Source organism: Nocardioides ultimimeridianus, from assembly GCF_054777895.1.
Genome location: NZ_BAAHAB010000031.1, coordinates 1 through 5196, shown reverse-complemented (window position 1 = coordinate 5196; position 5196 = coordinate 1). Strand labels below are relative to the sequence as shown.

Here is a 5196-nt window from a genome sequence, read left to right as displayed (position 1 = left end):
CCTTATTGGTTGTCGTGATGTTTCGGCAATGAGATGATACTGATTTTGTCAGTGTTGTTTGTTTGCTGGGTTTGAATCTTTCTTATGGAGAGTTTGATCCTGGCTCAGGACGAACGCTGGCGGCGTGCTTAACACATGCAAGTCGAGCGGAAAGGCCCTTTCGGGGGTACTCGAGCGGCGAACGGGTGAGTAACACGTGAGTAATCTGCCCCAGGCTCTGGGATAGCCACCGGAAACGGTGATTAATACCGGATATGACGACTGGCCGCATGGTTGGTTGTGGAAAGTTTTTTCGGCTTGGGATGTGCTCGCGGCCTATCAGCTTGTTGGTGGGGTAATGGCCTACCAAGGCTTTGACGGGTAGCCGGCCTGAGAGGGTGACCGGCCACACTGGGACTGAGACACGGCCCAGACTCCTACGGGAGGCAGCAGTGGGGAATATTGGACAATGGGCGGAAGCCTGATCCAGCAACGCCGCGTGAGGGATGACGGCCTTCGGGTTGTAAACCTCTTTCAGTGCAGACGAAGCGCAAGTGACGGTATGCACAGAAGAAGGACCGGCCAACTACGTGCCAGCAGCCGCGGTAATACGTAGGGTCCGAGCGTTGTCCGGAATTATTGGGCGTAAAGGGCTCGTAGGCGGTTTGTTGCGTCGGGAGTGAAATCCTCCAGCTTAACTGGAGGCTTGCTTTCGATACGGGCAGACTTGAGGTATTCAGGGGAGAATGGAATTCCTGGTGTAGCGGTGAAATGCGCAGATATCAGGAGGAACACCGGTGGCGAAGGCGGTTCTCTGGGAATTACCTGACGCTGAGGAGCGAAAGTGTGGGGAGCGAACAGGATTAGATACCCTGGTAGTCCACACCGTAAACGTTGGGCGCTAGGTGTGGGATCCATTCCACGGGTTCCGTGCCGTAGCTAACGCATTAAGCGCCCCGCCTGGGGAGTACGGCCGCAAGGCTAAAACTCAAAGGAATTGACGGGGGCCCGCACAAGCGGCGGAGCATGCGGATTAATTCGATGCAACGCGAAGAACCTTACCTGGGTTTGACATACACCAGAAGCCCCCAGAGATGGGGGTCTCTTTGATACTGGTGTACAGGTGGTGCATGGCTGTCGTCAGCTCGTGTCGTGAGATGTTGGGTTAAGTCCCGCAACGAGCGCAACCCTCGTTCCATGTTGCCAGCGGATTATGCCGGGGACTCATGGGAGACTGCCGGGGTCAACTCGGAGGAAGGTGGGGATGACGTCAAGTCATCATGCCCCTTATGTCCAGGGCTTCACGCATGCTACAATGGCCGGTACAAAGGGCTGCGATCCCGTGAGGGGGAGCGAATCCCAAAAAGCCGGTCTCAGTTCGGATTGGGGTCTGCAACTCGACCCCATGAAGTCGGAGTCGCTAGTAATCGCAGATCAGCAACGCTGCGGTGAATACGTTCCCGGGCCTTGTACACACCGCCCGTCACGTCACGAAAGTCGGCAACACCCGAAGCCGGTGGCCTAACCCTTGTGGAAGGAGCCGTCGAAGGTGGGGCTGGCGATTGGGACGAAGTCGTAACAAGGTAGCCGTACCGGAAGGTGCGGCTGGATCACCTCCTTTCTAAGGAGCACACCCCAGCTATTGACCGAGTGTGTCGGTGGCGTTTGGGGATGTTCACTAGTGGAACACAACGATCTCGAAGCTTGAGCTTTGCTCGCTCGTCGACAGCCTTTGTTGGTCTGTTGGGGGTGGGGGTGTGTGGCACGCTGTTGGGTGTCTGAGGCATCAGACGATCCACTCCTGGTAAGACCGGGCTTCGCTGACGTTGGTTGGTGGGGTGTGGTTGGGGGTGGTGAGCTGGTTGGTTTCTTGGTGTTTGATTTCTGGATAGTGGACGCGAGCAATACCCACACTGTTGTGTGGGTGCTTGTTTAGTGTTGTTTCGTTTGATTGTTTTGTGTGTTTCTTTACTGGGACTTGTTCTCACAGGGACGATCGGTATGCGTGACGCACCTGTTGGGCTCTTTTGGGCTCGTTGCCGACTTTGGTTGGTGGTGGTGTTTGTTGTGTGTGTTGGTGGTTTGTTGTGGGCAAGTTGTTAAGGGCACATGGTGGATGCCTTGGCATCGAGAGCCGATGAAGGACGTACCAGCCTGCGATAAGCCCTGGGGAGTTGGCAAGGAAGCGTTGATCCGGGGGTGTCCGAATGGGGAAACCCAGCACGAGTCATGTCGTGTTACCCGCGCCTGAATAAAATAGGGCGTGTGGAGGGAACGTGGGGAAGTGAAACATCTCAGTACCCATAGGAAGAGAAAACAAAAGTGATTCCGAGAGTAGTGGCGAGCGAAATCGGATGAGGCTAAACCCATGTCGTGTGATAGCCGGCAGGCGTTGCGTCATGGGGGTTGTGGGAATGTTCTGTCATCTGCTGCCGTGGGTGAGCACAGTAAGAAACCAGGGTTGAGGTCGAAGTCCGTTGGGAAGCGGTGCCGGAGCGGGTGATAGCCCCGTAGATGAAAGATCCTGGCTGTGTTGGGCATCTCCCAAGTAACACGCCACTCCTGGAATGGTGTGTGAATCTGGCAGGACCACCTGTTAAGCCTAAATACTCCTCGATGACCGATAGCGGACAAGTACCGTGAGGGAAAGGTGAAAAGTACCCCTGGCGGGGAGTGAAATAGTACCTGAAACCATGTGCCTACAATCCGTCAAAGCCCGGCTGCCCCTTGTGGGTGTTGGGGTGATGGCGTGCCTTTTGAAGAATGAGCCTGCGAGTTTGCGTTGTGTGGCGAGGTTAACCCGTGTGGGGTAGCCGTAGCGAAAGCGAGTCTGAATAGGGCGTTTGAGTCGCACGATCAAGACCCGAAGCGGAGTGATCTATCCATGGGCAGGTTGAAGCGCCGGTAAGACGGCGTGGAGGACCGAACCCACTTCAGTTGAAAATGGAGGGGATGACCTGTGGATAGGGGTGAAAGGCCAATCAAACTCCGTGATAGCTGGTTCTCCCCGAAATGCATTTAGGTGCAGCGTTGCGTGTTTCTTGCCGGAGGTAGAGCACTGGATAGCCGATGGGCCCTACCAGGTTACTGACGTTAGCCAAACTCCGAATGCCGGTAAGTGTAAGCGTGGCAGTGAGACTGCGGGCGATAAGGTTCGTAGTCGAGAGGGAAACAGCCCAGACCATCGGCTAAGGCCCCTAAGTGGCGGCTAAGTGGAAAAGGATGTGGAGTCGCAGTGACAACCAGGAGGTTGGCTTGGAAGCAGCCACCCTTGAAAGAGTGCGTAATAGCTCACTGGTCAAGTGATTCCGCGCCGACAATGTAGCGGGGCTCAAGCCGTCCGCCGAAGCCATGGCAGCGACATGTTAACTCAAGCCTTCGTGGTTCAGAGGTGTCGCTGGGTAGGGGAGCGTCGTGTCACCGGTGAAGCTCCGGAGTGATCCAGGGGTGGAGGTGACACGAGTGAGAATGCAGGCATGAGTAGCGAATGAAGAGTGAGAAACTCTTCCGCCGGATGATCAAGGGTTCCAGGGTCAAGCTAATCTGCCCTGGGTAAGTCGGGACCTAAGGCGAGGCCGACAGGCGTAGTCGATGGACAACCAGTTGATATTCTGGTACCGGCGAATTGGCGCCCATGACGAGCCCGGTGATGCTAACCAACCGAAGCACCCTTACTGATCCCTTCGGGGTGAGGGGGGAGTGTGGAGCTTGGGAACCGACCCGGTAGTAGTCAAGCGATGGGGTGACACAGGAAGGTAGCCCAACCGCGGCGATGGTTGTCCGCGGGTAAGCCCGTAGGGCGAGTGATAGGCAAATCCGTCACTCTGACTTTGATGTCGTGCCTGAGAGGTGATGCCGACCCCGTAGGGGGGAAGTGGGTGATCCTATGCTGTCGAGAAAAACCTCTAGCGAGCCATGAGCCGCCCGTACCCCAAACCGACTCAGGTGATCAGGTAGAGAATACCAAGGCGATCGAGACAACCATGGTTAAGGAACTCGGCAAAATGCCCCCGTAACTTCGGGAGAAGGGGGGCCCGGAGCGTGTACCCACTTGCTGGGGAGAGCGTGAAGGGCCGCAGAGACCAGGGGAAAGCGACTGTTTACTAAAAACACAGGTCCGTGCGAAGTTGTAAGACGATGTATACGGACTGACTCCTGCCCGGTGCTGGAAGGTTAAGAGGACGGGTTAGACAGCAATGTCGAAGCTCAGAATTTAAGCCCCAGTAAACGGCGGTGGTAACTATAACCATCCTAAGGTAGCGAAATTCCTTGTCGGGTAAGTTCCGACCTGCACGAATGGAGTAACGACTTTCCTACTGTCTCAACCATGGACTCGGCGAAATTGCACTACGAGTAAAGATGCTCGTTACGCGCGGCAGGACGGAAAGACCCCGGGACCTTTACTATAGTTTGGTATTGGTGTTTGGTTCGGCTTGTGTAGGATAGGTGGGAGACTGTGAAGCGGCCACGCCAGTGGTTGTGGAGTCAACGTTGAAATACCACTCTGGTCGTACTAGATGTCTAACTTCGGGCCATGATCTGGTCCAGGGACAGTGCCTGATGGGTAGTTTAACTGGGGCGGTTGCCTCCCAAAATGTAACGGAGGCGCTCAAAGGTTCCCTCAGCCTGGTTGGCAATCAGGTTTCGAGTGTAAGTGCACAAGGGAGCTTGACTGTGAGACAGACATGTCGAGCAGGGACGAAAGTCGGAACTAGTGATCCGGCAACTCCTCGTGGAAGGGTTGTCGCTCAACGGATAAAAGGTACCCCGGGGATAACAGGCTGATCTTCCCCAAGAGTCCATATCGACGGGATGGTTTGGCACCTCGATGTCGGCTCGTCGCATCCTGGGGCTGGAGTAGGTCCCAAGGGTTGGGCTGTTCGCCCATTAAAGCGGCACGCGAGCTGGGTTTAGAACGTCGTGAGACAGTTCGGTCCCTATCCGCCGCGCGCGTTGGAAACTTGAGAAAGGCTGTCCCTAGTACGAGAGGACCGGGATGGACGAACCTCTGGTGTGCCAGTTGTACCGCCAGGTGCATGGCTGGTTAGCTACGTTCGGAAGTGATAACCGCTGAACGCATCTAAGCGGGAAGCACGTTTCAAGATGAGGTTTCCCCACCCCTTTGAGGGTGTAAGGCCCCCAACAGATTATTGGGTTGATAGGCCGGAGGTGTACAGCAGCAATGCCCAGCCGACCGGTACTAATAGGCCGAAAGCT

Annotated in this window: 2 rRNA genes; both read left to right on the top strand. The window is 55.7% G+C overall.

Going from position 1 to position 5196, the window contains the following annotated elements:
• The first annotated feature begins 81 nt into the window (after nt 1–81).
• A 16S ribosomal RNA gene (locus ACYU8V_RS22285) occupies nt 82–1600 on the top strand.
• A 468-nt stretch (nt 1601–2068) separates the two neighbouring features.
• Nucleotides 2069–5196: ribosomal RNA gene (locus ACYU8V_RS22280) — 23S ribosomal RNA — on the top strand; the annotation flags it as partial.